27 protein-coding genes are annotated in these 21,755 nt (G+C 39.5%); 7 read left to right on the top strand and 20 right to left on the bottom strand.

Annotated features, from left to right (window positions below; translation table 11 throughout):
* Positions 1 to 82 precede the first annotated feature (82 nt).
* The 3 genes from PQ477_RS12110 to PQ477_RS12100 all read left to right on the top strand — a co-directional run bounded on the left by PQ477_RS12110 (position 83) and on the right by PQ477_RS12100 (position 2,535).
* Positions 83 to 1,381 (top strand): alpha/beta hydrolase, encoded by a 1,299-nt coding sequence (locus PQ477_RS12110; RefSeq protein ID WP_052007514.1) that lies wholly within the window; start codon positions 83 to 85, stop codon positions 1,379 to 1,381.
* 110 nt (positions 1,382 to 1,491) lie between these two features.
* Positions 1,492 to 2,226, top strand: coding sequence for an NADPH-dependent oxidoreductase (locus PQ477_RS12105; RefSeq protein WP_144558243.1), 735 nt, complete (start codon positions 1,492 to 1,494; stop codon positions 2,224 to 2,226).
* Between the two features lie 66 nt (positions 2,227 to 2,292).
* Positions 2,293 to 2,535, top strand: coding sequence for a hypothetical protein (locus PQ477_RS12100; protein WP_274271987.1), 243 nt, complete (start codon positions 2,293 to 2,295; stop codon positions 2,533 to 2,535).
* Positions 2,536 to 2,569: 34 nt separating this feature from the next.
* Here the strand turns inward: PQ477_RS12100 and PQ477_RS12095 are convergent, their stop codons facing one another.
* From PQ477_RS12095 to PQ477_RS12060, 8 genes are all read right to left on the bottom strand, one after another.
* Positions 2,570 to 3,316: an ABC transporter permease gene (locus tag PQ477_RS12095; protein WP_274271986.1), complete on the bottom strand. Its 747-nt coding sequence runs from the start codon at positions 3,314 to 3,316 to the stop codon at positions 2,570 to 2,572.
* Complete coding sequence (locus PQ477_RS12090; protein ID WP_060704903.1) at positions 3,313 to 4,038, bottom strand: ABC transporter ATP-binding protein; 726 nt, start codon at positions 4,036 to 4,038, stop codon at positions 3,313 to 3,315. Before PQ477_RS12090 ends, PQ477_RS12095 begins: the two co-directional genes overlap by 4 nt.
* 128 nt (positions 4,039 to 4,166) lie before the next feature.
* The gene (locus tag PQ477_RS12085; RefSeq protein ID WP_035393099.1) at positions 4,167 to 4,640 is read right to left on the bottom strand and encodes a metal-dependent hydrolase; all 474 of its coding nucleotides are present in this window, start codon (positions 4,638 to 4,640) and stop codon (positions 4,167 to 4,169) included.
* Between the two features lie 308 nt (positions 4,641 to 4,948).
* The gene (locus tag PQ477_RS12080; protein WP_081762014.1) at positions 4,949 to 5,521 is read right to left on the bottom strand and encodes an NADPH-dependent FMN reductase; all 573 of its coding nucleotides are present in this window, start codon (positions 5,519 to 5,521) and stop codon (positions 4,949 to 4,951) included.
* Between the two features lie 89 nt (positions 5,522 to 5,610).
* Entirely contained in the window at positions 5,611 to 6,687 is a 1,077-nt protein-coding gene (locus tag PQ477_RS12075) for a hypothetical protein (RefSeq protein WP_035393103.1), read from the bottom strand.
* A 436-nt stretch (positions 6,688 to 7,123) separates the two neighbouring features.
* The gene (locus PQ477_RS12070; RefSeq protein ID WP_035393104.1) at positions 7,124 to 7,885 is read right to left on the bottom strand and encodes an alpha/beta fold hydrolase; all 762 of its coding nucleotides are present in this window, start codon (positions 7,883 to 7,885) and stop codon (positions 7,124 to 7,126) included.
* Positions 7,882 to 8,457, bottom strand: a complete 576-nt coding sequence (locus PQ477_RS12065) for an LOG family protein (protein ID WP_035393105.1) — start codon at positions 8,455 to 8,457, stop codon at positions 7,882 to 7,884. Before PQ477_RS12065 ends, PQ477_RS12070 begins: the two co-directional genes overlap by 4 nt.
* A 111-nt stretch (positions 8,458 to 8,568) precedes the next feature.
* Positions 8,569 to 9,114, bottom strand: coding sequence for a helix-turn-helix domain-containing protein (locus tag PQ477_RS12060; RefSeq protein ID WP_246117125.1), 546 nt, complete (start codon positions 9,112 to 9,114; stop codon positions 8,569 to 8,571).
* A 100-nt stretch (positions 9,115 to 9,214) separates the two neighbouring features.
* On the opposite strand from PQ477_RS12060, the gene PQ477_RS12055 reads away from it, so the two are divergent.
* Together PQ477_RS12055 and PQ477_RS12050 are read left to right on the top strand one after the other, a co-directional pair.
* Positions 9,215 to 9,904 (top strand): AzlC family ABC transporter permease, encoded by a 690-nt coding sequence (locus tag PQ477_RS12055; protein ID WP_144558233.1) that lies wholly within the window; start codon positions 9,215 to 9,217, stop codon positions 9,902 to 9,904.
* The gene (locus PQ477_RS12050; RefSeq protein WP_035393139.1) at positions 9,897 to 10,211 is read left to right on the top strand and encodes an AzlD domain-containing protein; all 315 of its coding nucleotides are present in this window, start codon (positions 9,897 to 9,899) and stop codon (positions 10,209 to 10,211) included. The genes PQ477_RS12055 and PQ477_RS12050 overlap by 8 nt, the downstream gene beginning before the upstream one ends.
* Before the next feature lie 8 nt (positions 10,212 to 10,219).
* On the opposite strand, the gene PQ477_RS12045 is transcribed toward PQ477_RS12050, so the two are convergent.
* The 4 genes from PQ477_RS12045 to PQ477_RS12030 form a co-directional block, all read right to left on the bottom strand.
* Positions 10,220 to 11,125, bottom strand: coding sequence for an NAD(P)/FAD-dependent oxidoreductase (locus PQ477_RS12045; protein WP_060704906.1), 906 nt, complete (start codon positions 11,123 to 11,125; stop codon positions 10,220 to 10,222).
* Positions 11,126 to 11,200: 75 nt separating this feature from the next.
* Positions 11,201 to 11,620 carry an Rrf2 family transcriptional regulator gene (locus PQ477_RS12040; protein ID WP_035393107.1) on the bottom strand — a complete coding sequence of 140 codons (420 nt, stop codon included), beginning with the start codon at positions 11,618 to 11,620 and terminating at the stop codon, positions 11,201 to 11,203.
* A 363-nt stretch (positions 11,621 to 11,983) separates the two neighbouring features.
* Positions 11,984 to 12,799, bottom strand: a complete 816-nt coding sequence (locus PQ477_RS12035; RefSeq protein WP_035393108.1) for an arylamine N-acetyltransferase — start codon at positions 12,797 to 12,799, stop codon at positions 11,984 to 11,986.
* Positions 12,800 to 12,830: 31 nt separating this feature from the next.
* A complete protein-coding gene (locus PQ477_RS12030) occupies positions 12,831 to 13,661 on the bottom strand; it encodes a GNAT family N-acetyltransferase (RefSeq protein ID WP_274271979.1) in 831 nt (276 codons plus the stop codon).
* A gap of 121 nt (positions 13,662 to 13,782) precedes the next feature.
* On the opposite strand from PQ477_RS12030, the gene fosB reads away from it, so the two are divergent.
* Positions 13,783 to 14,193, top strand: coding sequence for a metallothiol transferase FosB (fosB, locus tag PQ477_RS12025; protein ID WP_144558225.1), 411 nt, complete (start codon positions 13,783 to 13,785; stop codon positions 14,191 to 14,193).
* 65 nt (positions 14,194 to 14,258) lie between these two features.
* On the opposite strand, the gene PQ477_RS12020 is transcribed toward fosB, so the two are convergent.
* The 3 genes from PQ477_RS12020 to PQ477_RS12010 form a co-directional block, all read right to left on the bottom strand.
* Entirely contained in the window at positions 14,259 to 14,747 is a 489-nt protein-coding gene (locus tag PQ477_RS12020; RefSeq protein ID WP_274271978.1) for a DinB family protein, read from the bottom strand.
* Between the two features lie 65 nt (positions 14,748 to 14,812).
* Positions 14,813 to 15,799: a helix-turn-helix transcriptional regulator gene (locus PQ477_RS12015; protein WP_274271977.1), complete on the bottom strand. Its 987-nt coding sequence runs from the start codon at positions 15,797 to 15,799 to the stop codon at positions 14,813 to 14,815.
* An 89-nt stretch (positions 15,800 to 15,888) separates the two neighbouring features.
* Entirely contained in the window at positions 15,889 to 16,482 is a 594-nt protein-coding gene (locus tag PQ477_RS12010) for a DJ-1/PfpI family protein (RefSeq protein WP_274273570.1), read from the bottom strand.
* A gap of 249 nt (positions 16,483 to 16,731) precedes the next feature.
* Between PQ477_RS12010 and PQ477_RS12005 the strand changes: the two genes are divergently transcribed.
* The gene (locus PQ477_RS12005) at positions 16,732 to 17,490 is read left to right on the top strand and encodes a class I SAM-dependent methyltransferase (protein ID WP_274271976.1); all 759 of its coding nucleotides are present in this window, start codon (positions 16,732 to 16,734) and stop codon (positions 17,488 to 17,490) included.
* 109 nt (positions 17,491 to 17,599) lie between these two features.
* Here the strand turns inward: PQ477_RS12005 and PQ477_RS12000 are convergent, their stop codons facing one another.
* The 5 genes from PQ477_RS12000 to PQ477_RS11980 all read right to left on the bottom strand — a co-directional run bounded on the left by PQ477_RS12000 (position 17,600) and on the right by PQ477_RS11980 (position 21,726).
* Positions 17,600 to 18,817: an MFS transporter gene (locus tag PQ477_RS12000; RefSeq protein WP_274271975.1), complete on the bottom strand. Its 1,218-nt coding sequence runs from the start codon at positions 18,815 to 18,817 to the stop codon at positions 17,600 to 17,602.
* Between the two features lie 114 nt (positions 18,818 to 18,931).
* Complete coding sequence (locus tag PQ477_RS11995; RefSeq protein ID WP_274271974.1) at positions 18,932 to 19,813, bottom strand: aminoglycoside 6-adenylyltransferase; 882 nt, start codon at positions 19,811 to 19,813, stop codon at positions 18,932 to 18,934.
* 13 nt (positions 19,814 to 19,826) lie between these two features.
* Positions 19,827 to 20,306, bottom strand: a complete 480-nt coding sequence (locus PQ477_RS11990) for a GNAT family N-acetyltransferase (RefSeq protein WP_274271973.1) — start codon at positions 20,304 to 20,306, stop codon at positions 19,827 to 19,829.
* 52 nt (positions 20,307 to 20,358) lie between these two features.
* Positions 20,359 to 21,417, bottom strand: a complete 1,059-nt coding sequence (locus PQ477_RS11985) for a tetraprenyl-beta-curcumene synthase family protein (RefSeq protein WP_274271972.1) — start codon at positions 21,415 to 21,417, stop codon at positions 20,359 to 20,361.
* A gap of 102 nt (positions 21,418 to 21,519) precedes the next feature.
* Positions 21,520 to 21,726 (bottom strand): hypothetical protein, encoded by a 207-nt coding sequence (locus tag PQ477_RS11980; protein WP_035397157.1) that lies wholly within the window; start codon positions 21,724 to 21,726, stop codon positions 21,520 to 21,522.
* Between the last annotated feature and the right edge of the window lie 29 nt (positions 21,727 to 21,755).

Genomic DNA, 21,755 nt, shown 5'->3' with positions numbered 1-21,755 from the left:
ACACTTGACGAAGTAACGTCTCATTGATTACGCTTTAATTCTGTACATAAAGCCATTAGAACATGTGAAGGAGGACTTGTGGATGAAAAAACCATCCTATTTCTACACATCTTGTGTTTTTTTATTTGTTTTTCTCACTGCCTGTCAACAAGAAACGATTGAAGAGCCTGGAATCAACCCACTGGAGGCATTTGCAGGTACATGGGAAGGCGAAATTGTCATTCCTATGCAACCGCTCTCAATTGAAATATCTGTTGAAAATGAGACAGCAACGTTATCGATTCCAATTCAAGGGATATTTGATGAACCTTTTAACGTGGTCAATGCAGACCATGATACACTTTCATTGGAGACAACCATACAAGATCAAACGATTCTATTTTCTGGTGAACGGGATGGCGATAACATCCAAGGAGAATTTACTCAACTTGGCCAAAACCTCCCCTTCCAACTGCGCTACATGGAAGAAGAGCAATTAACAGAGATTTCGCTTGAGTCAACTGAGCTTATAAAAGCAAAGGTAGATGTACCAGAGAACGATTCGAGCGACATACCTGTTGCACTTATCCTTCCTGGTTCTGGACCGACAGATAAACACGGAAACTCTTATTTAATGCCTGGACGAAATGATAATTTAAAGCGTATGGCAGAGCACTTAAATGACCATGGTATCGCAACCATTCGATATGACAAACGAGGTATAGGCGATAATCTCTCCCTTGCGCCAAATAGTATAGAAACCCGCTTTGATGATTATATTACTGATGCACAAGCTTGGCTCCGTTATGCACAAGAACAGGAATCGTTTTCTTCTGTCCATCTGATCGGACATAGCGAGGGAGCACTAGTTGGCTTAGGAGCAGCACTCCAAGAAGGAGTTCAGTCGTATTCTTCCGTTGCTGGTGCTGGAAGAACCATTGATGAAATATTAGTTGAGCAGTTAGAAAATGATCCGTTTATTACACCAGAGCTCCTACAAGAATCTGCAGATATTATTGAACAGCTTGTACAGGGAGATCTTGTCCAAGAGGTTAGCCTAGAGCTTGAATCCCTTTTCAACCAAAATGTTCAACCGTTTTTGTCCTCATGGATGGCGGTCAGCCCAGTTGAATTAATTGAACAGGCTACGTTTCCCACATACATCATTCATGGAAACAACGACCAGCAAATACCAGTTGATGATGCTTATCTACTACATGAAGCGAATCAGGATAGCGAGCTCTACTTAATTGATCAAATGGGACATGGACTGCGTAATGTCTCAGACGATATAGAAGAAGAAAGCATTGCAGCCATGAGTCATGACACACCTTTATCAGAAGAGTTACTAACCATCCTCACAACCGCCATTCTTGACAATCACACTAGTACGACGAAATAAACGCTTCGTCGTTTTTTTTCGTTCATAAATTACTGAAATCATAGCATAGAATCCTCATTGCATGCGTCGCTTCTCTTTTTTTGGTATAACAGCTATAGGAGGGATAACAAATGAATGAAACCATATCTGTATTGACTAATCACTATTCTGTTCGAAACTACTTACCAAATCCTATCGAAGAAGAACAGCTTCAAACTATAATTCAGGCGGCTCAAGCGGCGCCTACTTGGGGAAATGGACAACAACTCAGCATTGTTGGTGTGACCGATCAACAGAAAAAAAAGCAGATTTCTGACATCATTGGTCAACCGTGGATTGACCAGGCACCTGTTTTTCTCTCATTTAATTTAGATTTTCATCGAATACATCAAGCGTTAGAACAAAATGGACAAACCTTTGAGGCTACAGAAAATGTCGATACTTTGCTTGTAGGCACAACTGACGTGGGAATTGCGATGGGCTATGCCATTGCCGCTGCTGAATCTCTTGGCCTCGGTATTGTTCCAATTGGAGCCATTCGAACAAAATCAGATCAAATTATTGACGTATTAGATTTACCAACATACGTTTTTCCTATCGTTGGGCTTGTCATTGGTCACCCTGCTGAAGAAAATGACTTAAAACCACGTTTGCCCATTGATTCGTTTTACCATCAAGACGCCTATCAACACGATCAGTTGCCACACATCCGAGCTTATGAAGACAAAATGAAAACATACATGCAGTCTCGCCCTATTCAAAAAACATGGACGGAAACAGTGGCTCGTTATTATAGTCACGATAAAGGAATTCCACAAACAAGTAAGTCACTCAATAACCAAGGATTTCACTTTAATAAGAAGTAAATGAGCACCCACCCTTTTGTTTCAACACTCGCTACTATGGGAAGTGGATAAGTAGGAGGGATGTAAATGAAGGAGTTCCAAACGAAATCAGACGGTTTACACTTTCTCGAAAAGACAATGGAAAAAAGAATCAAAGAGTACATGAATAGTTACTCTATTGATGAAAACAAGCATTTGTATATTTACAGTAACTTTTACCATGCCTTAGAAGCAATCATGAAACACAAGAAAGACGCGCATCAAATTACGCTTGAAGATTTAGAACCGACTTTACAGTTAATTGAATCGTTTAAGCGACAAGCAGAATAAAAAGACATGGCATGATGCCGTGTCTTTTTATTCTTTAACGCATGAACTGCATTCGTTCGTTGAACAATGTAGGGTAGGATAAGAAACCAAGCATAATGCTTGTGACAATTGCAGTTGTTAACAATAGGAATAAAATGAGCAATTGGAACAGTACGGCTTGAACTGGATCAGCCCCAGCAATAATTTGTCCACTCATCATTCCTGGTAATTGGACAAGCCCAATCGTTTTTTGACTTTCTATTGTAGGAATTGTACTAGCCTGAATGGAAGAAATTAATTGCTTCTGAATGGCTTGTTTCGGTGTCCCACCTAAACTTAGAATCAGATCAGCCTCATCTTTTTTCGATTCCACTTCCGCAGTAAATCGATTTAAAAATAAGATCCCTAGCACCATGGAATTTCCAATAACCATTCCACTAATCGGAATAATATATTGAGCCGTTGCAGGTGTAATGTGTAACCCTAATAAGATACCTTGAGTAAGAGTTTGAATCGTCAGAAACGTCACAATTAGTTTCCAAGTAATTCCACGAATCGCTCTCCCTTTTTTTCTTGCATTTTGTGTTGCAGCTGTAATCATTAACACAATCATCAGTGATATATACAGATAGCTTTCTGAATCAAAAACGAATTGTAAAATGTAGCCAACAGCAAGTAGTTGAATAATTGAACGTATTGTAGCCACAAGGATGTCACGATTTAAGCCTAACTTTAGCACTTGAGACAATAGTAACGGTATGAGCACGAAAATGAGCGTAAGAATTAGTGTTGTCAAACTCATACAGGCTCCTCCTGAAGAAATGCCTTCACCCGGTCATCTTTAGGATTTGTTAACAACTCCACCGTTCCTTGTTCGATTAATTCCCCGTCCATCATGACCCAGCTATCGTGAGACAAACGCTTAGCTTGTTCAATTTGATGTGTGATCCAACAGATGGTTGTGCCATAGCTTTCATTAATCGTTACAATCAGACGTTCAACTTCTTGAACCGATACACGGTCTAACGACGACGTAATTTCATCTAATAGCAATACTTCTGGTTGATTTAACAACGTGCGGGCAATGGATAGCTTCTGCTGTTGACCACCTGATAATTCTTTTGCCTGTTGATTGATTAACGTCGTTGACAGCCCTACTTCTTCTAATGATTGTTTTATCGTTACATCACTTATTTGTTGACCCGCTAGCGTAAGAGGCAGTAGTAAGTTTTCTTTTACTGTGCCCGTTAGCATCGTAGCCTGTTGCATAACAATGCCGATTTTTCTACGCAATGCGGAAGGTCCGTATGTTTCAAGCTTTTCGCCATTGAATAAAATAGTTCCAGTCGTTGGTGTTCTCATTCCATTGCATAAGCGAAATAGAGTCGTTTTCCCAGCTCCTGATGGCCCCACGATGCTCGTAATTTTCCCTTTATTCAACGATCCTGTTAATTCCTTAAGAATAATTGTCTCATCAACCTTATATGTAATGCCTTTAAGCTCCATTACCTTTTCGCCGCTCATTGACTGCTTCCTTTCAAAGGAGTTATCCATACTATTCTCCAATCTTCTTACTTCTATACGATTGACACTTAATTAATTATAACAAATATTAATTAATAATCAATATAAATAAGAAGTTTACAAGAATTTTATTGATAGCCGATGTATAGGAAGCAAATCGTTAAAACGAATAGCCCAAGTAAGATACTTTCTACTACACCACCTGTTCTAAGACGAGCAAGACGGAAGCGGAAATTTGCTGGATAAAGCAGACGGATGCCTCTAACCGTGAGTGCATCAAGTACATAATGCGAGATCATACCAATTAAAAAACCCATACGCAATCCTTCTTGTTCCGGGAAAAAATAAAGAAACACTAGATTGATGAGCAAGAGAAAGAGCAAGCTGTGTGTAAACGTTCGATGACCAAACAGTGTGCTAACAACCTTTGATAAGACTGGAAGCCTCCGCCCAATCTTTGAGTGAGTATGACAAATATCGGGTATAAGAGCCCCAATAAGTCCAGCAGCATAATAGCTAAACTGCCCTTCGTTCTGAAACAAAAAGATGTCAGCTGCTTGACAAGCAACGACTCCACCAATAAGATGTGTTTTTCCTGTCATCTTGACCTCCTTTTCTTAACAACGACTTATTTTACCATAAACACGAACATACGTATGTTCTTTCCTAAAAAACCATCCTTAGGTCACGCCTATGAACCACTTCATTTAACATTGTTATGTCGGTCATGTCCTATGGCCAAAGGTAAAGGAATAGTATTCGTTTATTGTTTATGGATGAAGCATGTCGCAGTAATACCGTTTTTTATGAAAGTATTGTGAAACTCGCTTTATGCGAATGGATGATTGATGACTTCGTCGATCTGAAAAAAAAAAAAGCCTAACTACGAGTGCGTTAGACTTTCTTTTCCTTATTCGCTTAAAGTGGTTATCCACTCATCAAATGCCTTTACATATTTCTTAATACGCTTAACCGTTCCCTCTTCTGTGATTTGTTCGTCTTCAACCTCAACACGCGTATGCACTTGTCCAACTAATAGTTTCGGACCAGACATCACATAAGCATCAATGGCAATTAGAGTTTGTCTTAGCTGAGTTTGAGCCTGCACTGTCCCTGCTCCTTGTGGAGACGCTCCTGCAAGAGCAATCGGCTTTTTAGGGAGAGGCGATTCCTGTGGCGGACTGGCTGCCCAATCCAACGCATTTTTCACAACCGCTGGCATACCGTTGTTGTATTCTGGTGAAACAATGATCACACCATCAGCACGTGTCAATCCTTCTTTTAGTACTGTCACTTCGTCTGGAACGCGACGTTCTTCCACATCAGCATTGTAAAAAGGAATACGGTCAATGGCTATTTCAGTAAACGTCCAATGACTTGGGGCATGCTCCTTAATCGTGTTCAACAATTTTCGGTTATATGATTGCTTGCGAAGACTTCCACATAGAAGAACGATTTCCATCAGCAAAACCTCTCTTTTCATCTTTTTCAACCTACCAATTCCCGTTTCACACTTTTCTAATCATAATTAAACAAAAAAGCTCATCGTTATGCCGACAAGCTAGAACGTGCTTACAGTCTATTTGCAAAAAGCTTAATTAAGTTTAATTCAAACGCATTTCGATTGTAGTCACATGCAAGCCTCATCAGATGAGAAAGATCTCGCTTTAGAAAAGCCCAATACAGATTCGCTTTAAAATGAGATGAATCAGACGTTATAATGTCTTGTAACAGACAAACGGCTTTACTCCTCTCATTATGCAAAATAAAATAATGTGCCTGTTCTACTTTATCAATTTCATGAAAATTAATTTTACTAGGCATCTGCTTTTTATGTAAGTTTAAGCAAAAAGGGATAACAGTGGTCGTTACTCTCTTTGCAGCATCGAAATTTTCTGACACTTCATAGTAATGAATTGCTTTCCATAGATGACTCAAACTGCATTCGATTTTACTTGAAAACGCCAAAATATAACCAGCGATTTGATGGGCGCTTCCTTTGAAAAATGGTGGTGCCAATGGATTGACAATGTTGGCAAGGCAATTCTTTTCTGCTTCCTCCCAATCATCTGAATCCATGAACAATGAACGTGAATAATAATGAACAAGCCTTGTTAGTAAAACGGTCTTTACATAGCTCGGATCCAAGTTTCTTAATTTCATTACCATGCTTTCATAAAACTTCTCCACAGTATGCTGATCATTAATTAATAATTCATATTGTAAAATTAAATCAAGTTTAAGTTTTAACGAATCATCATGAACTTGTCCGTATAGTGTTCGTGCTGCTTCCATAATGTGTGACGTTTTGCCTTTCGATTTCTTCGATTGTCTGGCAAGGTCGTAGACTAGGATATGACCTTTTAATAACGGATCATCCTGGTACCGTTCAAATAACATTCCTTGTTCTTCTTCCAAGTTATATAGTGATGTGTATTCAAAAGCTGCTTTCACACATGCATAATCTGTTACCTTCATACAATAGGTTGCCATTTGTTTTCTTGCTTCCTTTTCATCAAAAAAAGTACCTACTAACAAAACCACTTGTTCAAAATCCATTTTGTTTTCTAGACTAGTTAAATACTCGATTCCATCATCCTCAATCTTTTTACGATCCAACTGATATCGTTCCATAATTTCGATATGCATAAGTAAATAAATCCACCCTGTTAAATAATTTTATTTGCTTAGCTAATAAGAATATATTGAATCAACATTCATTCTTTACTACACTATTCGCTTCAAAAGATAAAAACCCTTTTTACGTTCCAGCAAATTTCCATGATCATCATTGGCTATCTGTTAAATCCAGTTAACGACTGTCAAAGACCGTATGTCGATGTTCAAGATGGGATTTTAGACTCTCTATTTCAACTAAAACGAGCCCGTTCCTTAAGAACGAACGGGAAGGAACATGCTCATTTCTTATTCATAAAAAACGTATAAAGGTCCCCACTTCTGTCAGAGTGGCCCCATTGTTCATATCGTTCAAATACATCATAAACACCTTGTCGCTTCCATTGCTCTTCTGTTTTAGCGGCAATCAAAGTTACAATTTTTGTTTTCCCTATTCAATGTTCACTCTCTACCACCTTTCACCTGTTATCCAGTTAAGTAAGACGGTATTAAAGGCCTGTGGATCTGCCAAACTATAGCCATGGCCGACACCTTTAAACACTTGATCTTGACAGAATTCATTCGCATATTTTATTTCCGTTAATGATCGCTTCATCATTCGGTTTTCTTTTTCGCCGACTGTAACAAGCATTTTTGTTTTTACAGATGAGAAAGAGCTTGGTAATAGGTAAGATAAGTTTTCTCGCATCACTCGTATCAATGTATAACGTTTCAGTTGCTTTGATTCTTCGAAATAGCGATCAAATTGTTCCTCTGGTATGTAGAGCACATTTGCCTGTGCTTTCGCGAATGTACGATACTTCGCCAGTGGATAAGATGCTTGCAACGCTAGTAATCCCCCTATACGAACGAAAGGAGTCGTGTTAACAAGCGCACTGTTAATCATCGCCGTTTCAAAAAAAAGAGGGTCTTTACTTAACATGTCGATAACAACTTGCGCACCAAGAGAAAATCCAATAAGATGGACGGGCTGTCCCTTTGCTTTCTCTTTTGCTAGCTGTAGACAAGACATGGCACTTTCTTCGATCGAAAACGCGCCTTTACTCTTTCCATGTTCAGGTAAATCTACAGCAAGACAATGATAGGCTGAGGAAAAAGCAGCTAGTTGCTTTTCCCACATCCAACTGCTAACCCCTCCACCATGAACAAAAAAAAGTAATGGTTGCAACGGATCTCCTGTTTCTTGAAAAGCGATGACACTCGTGCTCATCCTTCACTCCATTTTGAAATAGAGATTGGCTCATAAGCATCCAATTGTTTTAATAACGTTTCTGGGGAATTAGCGACAATGATTAACTCTTTATATTTGGGATTCATAAAGCCTTGCTCAATCGTATGATCAATCATTGTAAGAAACGGATCATAAAACCCTGCTACATTTAAAACGGCACAAGGCTTTTGGTGATAGCCAAGTTGAGCCCATGTAAAAACTTCGAACCATTCTTCTAGCGTCCCGGCTCCCCCAGGTAAAGCGATAAATGCATCAGATAGCTCTGCCATCTTTGCTTTACGCTCATGCATAGTATCAACAACATCTAATTGATTGAGATGATGATGTGCAACCTCTACACGCATTAATTTCTTAGGAATAACGCCATGCACATGACCACCTTTTTCTAACATTTGATTGGCAATCGCTCCCATACATCCTACCTGTGCACCCCCATAAACAAGTCCACGGTCTTGCGCTGCAAGCAATGTTCCTAAGCGCTTTGCCTCTTCTATATAAATGGGATTTATCCCACTGGCAGACCCACAAAAAACAGCTACATTTTTTATCATTTGTCTAATTCCTCTCTACTACTTACATTTTTATAAGCGATCTCTCCATTATTATCTTTTCGACATGATTCTTATTTCCCCTGCACATGTCAAAAAGGATGATTTCGATTATCATCCTTCATAAGAAATAACAAAATGAAGTACTGTTAGTTGATCGGTTGGATTCTCATACAGATGAATCTTATCTCCACTGAAGCGTATGGCGTCATGTTCTTGTAAATGATAAGCTTCATCTTCTATACGTACAATGAGTTCATTCGTCATGACTGTTATACATTCATTTACCCCTTTAGGATGGGCGTCTGACTGGTAAATCGCGCCTGGTTTTAAATAGCCACGGTAAAGCTCATAATGGTTTTTTTGAAACATCGGTTCAACAATAAACTGATTATCAGAACTTGCTAATTCAAGTGATTGTTTTTTTCGAGAAAGTTCAACTCCTTCTTCAACCATTAATAATGAAGCAATCGGCACACTTAGCCCGTTAGCTATTTTCCAAACAACAGATAGTGTAGGGTTGCCCTCTCCTTTTTCAACCTTCATCAACGTTAACTTGCTTACATTAATTCTATTAGCAAACGCCTCAAGACTATAGCCCTGTTTCATTCGTAACTGACGAACTCGCTCGCCAATCTGTTGAGCAACTTTTTCTTCCAACTTTATCGCCACCATATAATTATAATAGACTTAAAGTATATTATAATATACAATAAGGTTACTTTAAGTATATAACATCTCACCTAAAGGGGTCTAGGTTATGAAGAATTCATCAACAAAAGCCGCTATCGTTGACGGGCTACCGATCGCTATTGCGATCGGTTCGTATGGCATATCATACGGTGTTCTCGCTCATCAAGCAGATTTCACCATTTTAACCGCTACCGTCATGTCTATGCTTATTTTTGCCGGTTCTGTTCAATTGGTCGCAGTCGCCATGTATGCCGCTGGTGCTACCATACCAGCAATTTTATTCGCTGCTTTTCTATTAAACTTGCGCGATTTTCTTTATGGAATGGATTTAGCAAGAGATTTAAAAAAAGTGAAGCAACCATGGCGTTTTTTCGGCATCTTTGGTATAAGCGATGAACCTTACCTTCTTGCCAAAGCTCGATTTATTAAATATGGAACTGATATCCGCTATTTCCTAACTGTGACGTTCCTATTTTATGCTGCTTGGGTAAGTTCATCCTTTATTGGTGTATGGGTTGGCGATCAAATAGATCCCATTCGTTTTGGGCTTGATTTAGCATTTCCAGCAGCGTTCACTGCTTTACTTGTCCCTGCTTTGACACATAAAGCAGCTTGGTTAACCGTTGGCACGGCTATCATCATTACAATTATTGCTGAATGGATTGCTCCGAATAATGGCTTTACCATTATACTTGTCGGCTTGCTTGCCCCACTCGTTGGCATTTTCACTCAGAAAGGGGAGCAGGCTCATGCTTGATCAATGGCTATTAATTGCGCTAATAAGTCTTTTAGTCTTTAGCATCCGCTACATTGGCTTGGAATGGTTAGGACGGGTTTCATTTTCACCTTTTGCAAAGCTATATTTTCATTATGTGCCGATTGCCATTTTGACAACCTTACTGGCACAGCAAGTGCTCAATCCTCAATCTACTGCCATGCTTTCTGTTCCAACGTTACTCGTATGTCTTTCCACAGGCATTGTCTATTTTTTAACAAAACATTTCCTATTATCGGTTATTCTCGGTGTTGTCTGTGGCATTGTTTTTCGCACTTTACTTTCCTAACAAACGAATCAGTTCATTTCGAAGTCTTCTACTGCCAACGCTTTTACAATGCCTGCTGCTGCCATACTTCCATCTGCAGCGGCTAGTAAAAGTTGCGGGGCTTGATTCATTGTCATATCACCGGTTGCATACACCCCTGATACAGTTGTCTGACCAAAACCATCTGTATCATACCCACCATTTTCATTTTCTTTGCAACCAAGCCGATCAGCAAGAAGGGAAGCTTGCGTTAGCGTACTCGTAATAAAACCTCCCGCCCGCTCTATTACACGTCCATTTGAAAACTGAATTTGTTTCAGCTGACCATCTTTTCCTTCGAGCGCTTGAATCTTCTCTTCTACTACTTGAATGTTTCTTGAAGCAAATGATGCCTTTTGTTCAGCTGAAAGTACGCTTTTTCCATTCGTCGCTAAGACAACATCTCTACTCCAATTCGTGATTAGTGTCGTAAACATGCTTGCATGATCGTTTTCAGAAATGACAATCAGAGGTTGATCCCTAAGCTCCCATCCGTCACAAAACGGACATGGATATAAACTCGTGCCATAAAAATCATGGATGTTTGGAACATCAGGCAAGACGTCTTTTAACCCGGTCGCAAGCAGAATTTTGCGAGCTATCACCTCAGTTCCTTCCGAATTAACCCGAAACGTTCCATCGTCTTGCTTCTTAATTGTCTCCACTCGTTGTTGTCCCCATTTAATGGAAGGGTATTTCCGTAGATCTGCTAGGGCTTTTTGTCTAAACTGCGTTGGCGTCACACCGTCCTGAGTTAGATACCCGTGTGAATGCTGTGTAACTTGATTCCGTGGGTTAGCATCATCAAACAGATAAACGCTCCGTTTTGCTCTTCCTAAAACTAACGCTGCACTTAATCCAGCTGGACCGCCACCTATAATAACTGTATCAATCATTCCTTCATCTCCCTATATAGATATTGTAGATATTAAAGACTAGTTTTATCTTTAATTTAAATAAAAAGAGTACCGCTACTCGCGGCTCTTCCCTACCTCATCAGCGATATCTGCAATTGTTGTTTTGTCTAGCTCTTCTTTCAACCGATCTTCTGCTCGCGTCATTGCTTTTTCAATCAAACAACCTTTCCTTTGAATCGCATCTTCATGGTCTGAAGAGCATCGAAACAGAACGGACTGTCCTTCAATCGCATGAATGACATCTAAAAAAGAGATTTGTTTGCCATTCCGACTCAGGGTATAGCCGCCGTTCACTCCAGGTGTTGACTCAATTAGCCCTGCTTTTACAAGTTTTGTTAAAATTTTCGATAAGTAGGTTGGTGAGACATCTTGTTGCTTCGCTAGTACATCTACACCCGTTGCCTTACCGCGAGGCATCGTTGTTAAATAAACCATTGTATGCAAAGCGTAATTCGTTGCTTTTGAATATTTCATACCTCTCACCCTTAAACGTTATTACAGACCTTATTTATCTGTAATATACAGTAGCACGTGAACGGAGGGCCTGTCAATTCCTTAAACATCTCATAAAGAACGAAATGAACGGTTTTTCGTATGGATGAGTGGCTCCTATGATAACCTTGACACGCTCAACATTTTCTAATGATCAGCCGAAAAACTCTAGTTTACATTCGATCCATGATTCAATTGTCCCCTTTTTTCCATGAAAAGGATTAAAAGCAATGCACAAATGAAAAGAAACGACTTGATCATAGTCACCCACTTGCAATTACCATTCCTTGTTCAACGCTTTCCGGTAATATTTTTCACTAGTGGCATTTGTGAGGTTCCTTCCTTTTACTTAAAGAGTACTAGATTCTGTTGATGCAGAAATTCAATGCATTGCTGAATCGGTAATTGCGGTAAATGAAATTCTTCATTGAGTACGTGCTTTAACTCGTCTAGATCGTCCAATGTTCTCGTCTGCTTTTTCCCTGATTCATATCGAATTGAGAAGATATTATTTACAATCGATACACTACGTCTCTGATTTAATTGATAAAGCTGACATCGAAATAGCTTCATAAAGGTTGCTTCTTTTTTAAATGAGTCTTGAAAGAGCTGCTCAAAATCAGTGAAGTTAGCTGACTTAGTTACGTTAAATGACCAGCAATCTCCACTTTTATTCCCATCTAGATAGCGTTGGTAGTGATAGTGTCCATCCCCTTGGTAAGAAAAGGTAATGACATCACTTCCAAATGACGGGGACTGAGTATCTTTATCTTCTAGCAAAATGGGGTTAAAGAAAGGTGCGGCAGCTCCACAATCAACATAATAGTGTTTACGTTTCACTATTACAATGATCCCCATATGAATCTCGCCTAATTTCACAAGATAACAATGAAAAGAAAGTGCTTGCAAGACCGTATAGAGAATCGAATTTTGAATGTAGCAAGTGCCACCAGATCCATAGCGATCATAATGAGTAAGAAAGGTTTCAACGTCACCAAGGAATTGAGGTATCTGTTGTTTATGAAAATAAATTTTGCTTATATTCTCAAATGGAAATGTTTGTAGATGAGAGAAACAAATTTCTTTTAAAAAGGCAAGGGTTGGGCTTTGCTGTGCAACATTTATACAAGAAAGGTAATCGTTTAGCGTTTTCACTTTCATTTACGTACTCTCTCCTTTAAGACTTTTTCTGTTAGCCAAAGGCTTGTGCCGCAATACTAATCAATGTTCCGTTGCGATCGGGAAGTTCTCCTTTCACCATTAAAGGTGGAGTAGCAGAGAGAGAAAAGCCAGATTTTTGTAAAAAAGCCTCCACACGTTCTCGCTTTTTAGGAAGATCGATTCGAACCCGACCCGAATAGCCTATTAGCAATGCACGAATGATATCAATAGCCCCTTCATCGGTTTTGCAAATGAGTGGACCGATTATTCGATTGTAAGGGGTATCGATGGCTAACCCATAGCCATCAATTTTTTCATCTTTGTATCGTACATAGGCTTTACTAGCTTGCTTAATACGATCCTGTAAAAATCCTTCTCTTCTCTCTCCAAATGCTGCCGCATCTAGATCGACCACATCTTGAAGCATGAATTGCTCAAAGGACTGGGCATGTACGAAATCGTTAAAGGATTCAAATGAACTACTTGTATATTTCACGATCGTATCCGTTGTTTGAAAGCCTACTTTTCGATAAAGAGATTCACCCTCTTTTGTTGCAATTAACATAAGTGATTGAGTTTGTGCTTTTCTATTCATACACGCTTCTGTTAGTTTACGTCCAAGTCCCTTTCCTTGATGGGACTGAAGAACAATGACCATACCGATCGACCCAATCTTTTTTTCATCGTAGGAAATAAGAGCCGCGCAAGCAACAAGTTTTTCATTGTCGTCAATTCCAAACACTGTGCCGTTTTTAAAAATCATTTCCACTTCTTTTCTATGGTAATCCCACCCAACAGCCTTTGAAAGGTGCACAATGGAACCCCACTCATCCTCAGTCAATTCACGTACGATTTCAGTCACTTTACACCCTCCATTGTATTTATCACAAGTATGCATTTATAATGATGAAGATTCACAAAAATCAATTTACAGTATACTGTAAATTGATCCATTTAGGAAAACAATTGACTTGGAGGTTCTTATGCCAATTAATCATCTTACTTTTTCTGTTTCGAATCTTGAAGAATCGATTGATTTTTATGAACAAGTATTAGGTGCCACTTTACTTGTTAAAGGCGAAAAACTGGCTTACTTTGATTTAGACGGTATATGGCTCGCCCTGAACGTCGAAAAAGCAATCCCTCGTAACGAGATTGCTCAATCCTACACTCATATTGCTTTTTCAATTGAAGAAGAAGCATTTGAAAGCACCGTTCGTAGACTAAAATCACTAAAAGTCTCCATCTTAAAAGGAAGAACGCGAGATGAACAAGACAAGCAGTCCATTTATTTCACCGATCCTGATGGTCATAAATTCGAATATCACACCGGAACATTGCAAGATCGACTTAACTACTATCGAAATGACAAAAGTCATCTCACTTTTTATTAAACACAAATTTGTGTAGCGTCATGTGGGAAAAGCAATGACGGGTTCTTCATTGCTTTTTCCTACCATCACACATATAGATCAAACATCGTTACCTCATAGCCTTTTTGCTTTAAATAAGTAAACAATTGCGCACGATGATGGAAGACGTGAGTGACTACTTCCATTAACCACTGAATCTGTGTCGTTCCTTTTTCAAGATAAAAGGCTGTCGTTTTTTTTGTCAAAAAGTCTTCATCACTTAATTGAAACACATACGTCTTATAGGCTTCTAACCCTTTATACATTTCATCAACCATTGCTTGACTAGTAGGAAGCGAATTGTATTTCTTTTCTATTTGTTGCACCTGCTCCTGTGTTTGCTCCTGCATAATACATAAATCGACTTCGGGAATGGCTACTAGATGGCGCATCAATTCTTCTAACGTGCGCATCTGTTCAGATGGTCGATACGAATAGTCGTCCTCTCTTACTTTATGTAGTAATCCCTCAATCGACCGAATTCCAACCTCTAACTCGTGAAATGCGGTTTCTTTCATTTGGCTAACAGCATTCATTCTTATCAAACTCCTTTCGTATCTTTCTTTTAGTTTAGCTCATAATAGTGACAACGACTGTCACGTTACACATAGTTTGTCCACATTGCTTGCACTTTTTCTTTGATCAGATCAATGGCTACTTGCGGTTCTTTAATAACGGCTTCAGGGCCTAGCGTCCAGATTACTTGAACAAAATAAGGAAGCTCCTGTTCTGGAACAACCGCTTCAATCCAACCGCTACCATCTTCTTCTACTTTAATAAACCGCTCTACATCAACAATTGATTGGGCTTTTCTTATCCCTGTTCGCGACAGTTCCACTAAAAAATTTACTGACTTTTCACCTGTTTCTTCCGCTTCGGACAGCCATTCTTGAACCGACTGGAACGGAAGATCCACAGCTTCCTTCCTCGTTTTCTCGACCTGTTTAATACGATCTGCTCGAAATAAACGGATCGCATTTCTCGTAAAACAGTAGGACGGACAATACCAAAATCCATGAGAACTGTAGATCCCAATCGGCTGAATGATTCTTTCCATTAGCTCATCTTCTTTTTCATAGACGATTGTAATCGGCGTGTGCTCCACTGCTGCTTCTAATAACTCGTCTAAATGAAGCGCCTGTTTCTGACGAGGAGGATTCCAAAACGCAATCCGACCATTCATTTTTTTAATCCTCTTTCGAGCTTCCTGAGAAAAATGCTGATACAGTTTTTCAAGCGCATAGTCCGTTTCGGTTTTGAATGGCAGAGTAGGAACAAATTCCAGCGATTGAAAAGAAAAATAGAGTGCCATCGCCTCCGTTTCTTTTAAAAATAACGGCGGAAGCATCTTTTCAGCGATCACATAATAGCCACCTCCATGACCTACTTCAGAATAAAAAGGTAGCCCTAACCCACTCAATTCATCTAAATCTCTAAGAATCGTTCGATAAGAAACGTTAAATTCCTGGGCAAGCTCACGCGCTGTAAACTTATGTCGTTTATTTATGTAGAGCAATAATTCAATTAACCTTGTTGACTTTGACATGCTTTCACCCTTTTTCAAGTAATGATCATTTGCATGTATCATACTCCCTGCTCTTATAAGATACAATCATTACTCATATGCCATGTAATGTCTTTACAAGTAAAAAAGATTGTAGCGGAGTTTCCCCTTGGTTATTCCCATTCGATCGTCTGTAAGGTTCTATCTCGCATTTCTTTTCCGTATAACCTTTCAACCAGAGACAGCGTCATCGAGATTCCTGCTGTTATGCCAGCTGATGTAATCACGGAACCAGCATCAATATAGCGCACGCCTTTTACAACCTTTATCTTTTCGAACGTTCTTTCAAATAAAGACAGAGCGGATTGATTTGTAGTAGCATCTTTACCGTCCAGTAGTCCCGCTTCACCTAGAAAAAACGCTCCTGTACAGACAGAAGCAATCAGTGCATTGGGTTTAGCCCCTATCCATCCAATAATCTGTTGATCTTCCATTACACTTTTCATTGCTTTTATAGGACCACCTGGAACGAGTAGGACGTCAAAAACAGGGCAGTTTTTAAATGAATAATCAGGTATCACTTTTAACCCATTATGGACCGTAATAGACTCCCCTTCTTTTGATACTGTAAATACTTGAAAGGGCTTGTCTTTTAACGCTAACTGATTCATAAAAAGCTTTTTAACATCACTTTCTGAAAAAACGCTCATCGTAAATACTTCGTACGGTCCAGCAAAATCTAATGCATCGACATAATCAAATAACAGTATGGCAACTTGTTACGTTCGCTTCATAAACTCACCTCTATGATCAATATACCTCATAGGGGTATAACACACAAGTTAATTTATTCAGATTATTCTTGACAATATAGTTTCCAACTTGACATACTTACTCTATTGGAGGCCAAACCATGTACCCTTACTCTCATCCAACCTAACAACTTTATGGAATCATCCGCGGACCTCCCTCTATTCAGTTAAGACGTTTAGTGAACGGAATGGAGGATAAAAGAAATGGACAAATCATTATTTGATGTTTATTTACAAGAACAAGAAGAAGCTTTTAATGGTTGGGATTTTTCCCGTTTAACCTCATTAAATCGCTTTAATAGTAGTTTATTACCATGGTCGTATGGAGGACTAGCGTATGCCGCCATGCAACAAGCAAACGCCGTCCTCGATATGGGGACTGGTGGTGGAGAATTTTTTTCTAGACTTCATCCTTATCCACCTATTGCTTACGCAACAGAAGGCTACGAACCTAATCTAACGATCGCTCGTCAACGCTTACGTCCCCTTGGCGTTACGGTTGTTTTTTCTCAAACCGATGAGAACATTCCCATACCATCTTCTCATGTTGATCTTATTTTAAATCAACATGATTCTTATTCTGTCAGCGAGCTAGAACGATTGTTACAGTCAGGCGGAACGTTCTTAACTCAACAAGTCGGTGGAAAAGACTGTTCTGACTTAAATAAAGCTCTGGGAGCCCAGATAGATCCTTTGTATTCAAAATGGAATTTAAACCTTGCACTAGCAGCTTTCTCTAATAAGCCGTTTCACATTCAAAAAACACTAGAAAAGATCGGTGTGCAGCGATTTTATGATGTAGGTGCGGTGATTTACTATTTAAAAGCCATTCCTTGGCAAATTCCTGATTTTTCTGTTGAGAAATATATACGGCCACTTCAGCAGATGCATGAGCATATTCAGTGTAAAGGCTATATTGATTTTATTCAGCACCGATTTCTGATTAAAGCGCGATTGCTGTAATGTAAGCGAAGATCTTGTCAATTTCATCTATTCCCTTCTCTTATTGCCCCGGAAATAATGACAGAAATTGTGATAATTAGAGGAAAAGAAGCTAAAAAGACCTTGAGAACTATACACGACTCAAGGTCTTTTTTTGTTTTATGCCATATAGAATCCAAGCAGCCGCTAACACTGCCATAAGAATACTCGCAACATAGAACACCATACTTAAATCAAACCAGAAAAGAATTAAAAACGATAACAGTGGTCCTATTGCAGCCCCAAGATCAACCATAACGGTGTGAACAGTCATCATCTTGACAGAGTCTGTTTTAGAAGCGGCTCCGGCAGCAAGTGTGTCCGTAACGGTCACAAACATGGTTGATGCAAACTGAAAGACAAAAATAACGATTAGCAGAGGAACAACCTTGTCAAGGAAACCTAAAAACCAAAACGTGACAATGCTAATGAGTAAAGGTACAAGTATGAGGGTTTGTTTATTGGTTGAGCGATCAACCATACGGCCAAATAGAGGGGCAATAAATGGTTCCCACGCCCAGCGAAATGCCTGTATTGCGCCTGCTAATCCAAGAACGCCAATGGTTAGACCCAAAATCGACCATTGCTCATCATAGCTTCGACCAATAAGTGTACTTAAAGAAGAAGCAAAAATACCTAAAACGATAAAACCCATTGTGGCACTTGTTGCGATGACTAAACGAATGTAAGGAGTGAGGAATGTCATATCAAGGTTTTTATACTTATCAGCCGCTTCCTGAGCCGCCTCTTTTCCTTCTGTTTTCGGAATAAGCATATAAATAAATGGGAGAAGTAAAAACGAGCCGAAGGCAAAAATCGTCGTAACAGCCGTTATCGAAAAAATATCTACAAAGACGCCACCTGCCAACATTCCTGTTAAACCACCTAATCCCCAAAGACCATTGTAGAGACCCATTAAATTGCCCCGGTTCGTATCTTGAGACAATGAAACAACTGTCAATAAACCGCCAAGACGGATAAAAGACCATGCAATCCCCCAGAAAATGCGCATGATTAATAAAACAATAAACCCACTTGATAAGCCATAGAACAGCGTGCTGATCCCTGCTAGACATACGGCTACTACCATACCAACACGCACATCAAATTTTTTGTAAAAAAGACCGATAAGAGGTGTAATCGGTAAGCGAACGAAGCGATTAATGGATAAAAGTACACCAACTTGCCATACCGCTGTTAAACCAAATTCCTCCCAATTTAACGGTAACACAATAAACAACATTGCGTCTCCTAGTACGGCTACTGCTGTGATAAGCGCGATTGCCACAACTCTAGACTTTGAACTCATCCCCTATAAACCATCTCCTCACACTCTTATATGTACACAAGTGTAACGCTCTTTTAAAAACAGAACAATCAAAAATTTAGTTCTTTTTACTACTCTTGTTCACTAACCGTCCCTTTAGAAAATCTCCGTCGCCTCTTTTGACAACGACTGCACTCGTCGTAGATACAGGAGCATATGCTTTTCTTCTTCTTCGTTATACGGATAGGTTAATTGGCTAGCTACATCTCTCGCTAACGTACTAAATAAATCACATGCGGTAAAAAGAGAGCGCCAGAAGTCTTCATGTGAAGGGCCGCTATACGTGTGTTTGTACTGCTCCCATAACGGCTCAGGTAAGAACCGTTTAAAATACTTACCCATTTTTCCTGTAGCCACTGGTTCGCTTTGATTTTGTTGAATCCACCAAGAGGTCATATGGTTTAACGGTATTCTTACAACACCATCGAACATTTCTTTAGCATAAGGGAGCTCATCTCGCCAAATCCCTTTCACAACATTTTGTAAACACCACCAAAACTCGTTACAGCTAATTAAAAATTCCGCTTCCGATGGTTTTCTCACTCGATAATCTTTATCGGAAGCTGGTGCGATATCAGGCAAAATTCCCCTTTTATCTAGTAACGGTATCGTTAAAGAATCGTTTCTGTACCCTTCTTTCATTGACGCAATCGTCTCAACATGTAAATCAATTCGGTTGCCATCGGCAAGCAACATTAAGTACGTATAAGAACGATCGACATTCACGTTTCTCCCTAAAGCTTCATCGTGTTGAGCTGGCTCTTGCATAAGTAAACGCTTACCGAATTGATTTAACCACGCTCGCTCTTGTACAAATGGAGCCGTATTCTCTACCACATAAACAATGTCATAATCTTGAAAAAGGTCTTTCGGTGCGTTCTTGTTTGTTCTAGACCCATTCATATACACAGCCAAAATACGTTCATCTTCGCTGGCGATTGAAAGAATAAGATTCATCATTTCCTTTTCTGATCGCATCGTTTCTTCCTCCTTATACAAGTGACTTGATTAACTCAATCTCATCCCTTATAGGAATGCCATTTTCTGCAACGTGCGGAATTTCAGGCTTAAGCAAACGTGCTTTCTTTACGGCTTCTTTATAAAGCTTATGTAGCACATAGCCTCTTCTTTGGTAAAATGCTAGTGCATGTACATTATCATTTGTTGTCACAAGATGAATCGCTTTTTTGCCCTTTTCTCTGGCACCGTTTTCTACGGTTTCCAGTAAAGCAGTCCCTACGCCAACGCCTTCCTTCACACTATCTAACGACATCACTTCCATTTGTCCGTTGCGATACGCAAACGTTAGTAAACCAATGATGTCTCCAGCTTCATTTAGCGCAACATAGCCATCAAGTTCACTACAATCATAGACACCGCTGGCAACGACCATTAGTGGAGAACCCCATTGTTGGCTAAAAAACGCTTCAACGTCTGTTCGATTGTCTTCCTTTATTTCTCTGATTCTCATTTTGTTCCTCCTTGAAAAAGGCACCTCGTCAGATTCCGAGATGCCTTCATTGTTAAATCGCACGCTTAAACATCCAGCGATTCTGGAAGAAAAACGCCGCTGATTTTCCGCCTAGCTTAATAATTTCCTTTGCATCTTTTTTCAGTTCAGGGTTATTCGCTACTTTTCCATCAGATAAATAAAGTGCGTACAAGCCTTTCTTCAAAAGCATATGAAATTTCTCGTCAGGCAAGCCTTTCAATTTCGCGTTCGCTTGTTCATCTAGAAAGCGAAACCGCTCCATCATATCTTCCTTTGACTCATAGTATGCAGCAAAATTCATTTCATTTTCTAAGCGATCTTCCTCTTGATCAATAAAATAATCAAGCATAATGTGTAAGCCTTGGACCCAAGGAAAATAAGCTTCTTTTATATGCTTCGACTCTTCTTTTGTCCGCTCAGAGGCAGCAGCATAGGCTGCAAGTGTATAAAGTGCGAGGGTTGATGCCGCACCACAAGCGAACTCATACCAACGCATCCCTGGAACAAGGTGCTGATTTTCTTCATAAAACGCTTTTAACAACGGTTCACGCTTCTCTTCTTCCACATGCTTGTACACTTGGAAATCAATATAATAACCCGCAACTTCCTTCATGTCTTCTTTCATTACATCAAAACCAGGAAATTGCTGCACCGCTTCACGGCATCGTGTTACCAGCTTTTGTAAATACCCATCATCATGAAAGCCTGATCGATATTGATAGTAATCACTAAACTCTTTTTCAGGCTCTAATGTATCTAATAGCGCATTGTGAATGGAACGAAAATCGTCCGGGTTCGTGCTGTCATTTTTATCGCAAAGCGTATCTAAAAAATCACAAATCGACTGATACCCTACCATAAATTGAATATAGCGATCTTTATTTGCGCCAGACAGAAGACCGATAATACTGCCTCCTTCAGCGTGAAACGTTTTATCGCTAACAGTCCATGTTGCTTGCTCACGGATCGATTCGTCTTGTATCTTCATGGCTTCACTTTTCCAATGACGTAGCTCTTCATGAGCTTTAGGAATGGTTTCCTTCTTAGCGCGCGACACTACTTTAATTGCATTTGTTGGGACTGATTGCATACAAACTCCTCCAGCTTCATACCTTCCAATTTCTTTTTATTGTAGCATTGAATGCTTTAAAAACTAAACAAAATCCCCTTTTTTACTAAAAGGGGGAAAGGGCTATTCATCTTGGCTTTGAAATAAATCCGTTAGTATAGTAATAAGACCAACAATAAAGAAGATAATACTCGCATAATAAGCAATCATCGCTCCTGTAAATAAGGTGGGGTCGTGTATGTCCATTGCCAACGCAATTTGAGTAAGACCAAATAATACAATGCCTACTATAAACAAACAGCGACCATACCAGACAACTTTATCGTTCATGTACGTGCCTCTTTTCCTATTTTTAATCA

Origin of the sequence: Shouchella hunanensis, from assembly GCF_028735875.1 — a bacterium.
GTDB lineage: Bacteria > Bacillota > Bacilli > Bacillales > Bacillaceae_D > Shouchella > Shouchella hunanensis.
Note: the sequence above shows the minus strand (reverse complement) of the source record. Positions and strands in the feature narration are given on the sequence as shown.